Origin of the sequence: Pseudoalteromonas sp. SG41-2 (genome assembly GCF_014164535.1) — a bacterium.
In the GTDB taxonomy this organism is placed as follows: Bacteria; Pseudomonadota; Gammaproteobacteria; order Enterobacterales; family Alteromonadaceae; genus Pseudoalteromonas; species Pseudoalteromonas rhizosphaerae.
Genome location: NZ_JACJFK010000097.1, coordinates 1 through 907 on the forward strand (window position 1 = coordinate 1; position 907 = coordinate 907).

Genomic DNA, 907 nt, shown 5'->3' on the forward strand with positions numbered 1-907 from the left:
TCTCAAGTGCTTTTTACTAGCTTGACTAGGCTTATCGCAAGTTAATACGTCCTTCATCGCCTCCAACTGCCAAGGCATCCACCGTGTACGCTTAGTCACTTAACCATACAACCCAAACGGGTCTTGCTTGGTCTTTGTTACTTATGCTGCCTTGCTATCAATTTTTGCTTGGTTACATAACACGTTATGCGCCCAGCGACAAAAATATCAGCGGCGTTGCCTAAGCATCAAATCCACGTCGCAATACTAAACAATAAAGTTTAGTCATACGTTAGTGACAGTTTAACTTCGCCAGAAGTTAATATTGAATACTAAAGTAGATACCAATCAATTAACTCCTAAGAGTTAACTAAATGGCACTGAATGATACTGCTATCATTCTTTTTTACTTTTGAAAACTCTGTATAAATAACAATGTTATTCATACGAATTTTATTATCAGCTTTTCCAAATTTTTAAAGAGCAAGAGATACAAAAACCTCTCAAAATTAAACACACTCTATTCTCAGGCGATTAAGCTGCCCGATAAAAGAATATTTATTTTTAAGAAGTAAGTGGTGGAGCTAAGCAGGATCGAACTGCTGACCTCCTGCGTGCAAGGCAGGCGCTCTCCCAGCTGAGCTATAGCCCCACATATGCTGGTACTTATTGTTTGATTACCGACTTCGTTGAAGAAGTGGTGGGTCTGAGTAGATTTGAACTACCGACCTCACCCTTATCAGGGGTGCGCTCTAACCAACTGAGCTACAGACCCAAACAATAAGTGTTTGTTCTCTTTACAATAACAATCATCTGTGTGGACACTACGAACAAATAAGTTCTAAATCGTATAAGGAGGTGATCCAGCCCCAGGTTCCCCTAGGGCTACCTTGTTACGACTTCACCCCAGTCATGAATCACTCCGTGG

At 40.8% G+C, this 907-nt stretch carries 2 tRNA genes and 2 rRNA genes; all 4 read right to left on the reverse strand.

Going from position 1 to position 907, the window contains the following annotated elements:
* Positions 1-105: ribosomal RNA gene (locus H5186_RS22890) — 23S ribosomal RNA — on the reverse strand; the annotation flags it as partial.
* A gap of 450 nt (positions 106-555) precedes the next feature.
* Positions 556-631, reverse strand: a tRNA-Ala gene (locus H5186_RS22575).
* A gap of 46 nt (positions 632-677) precedes the next feature.
* Positions 678-754 (reverse strand) — tRNA-Ile (locus tag H5186_RS22580).
* A gap of 76 nt (positions 755-830) precedes the next feature.
* A 16S ribosomal RNA gene (locus H5186_RS22585) occupies positions 831-907 on the reverse strand; the annotation flags it as partial.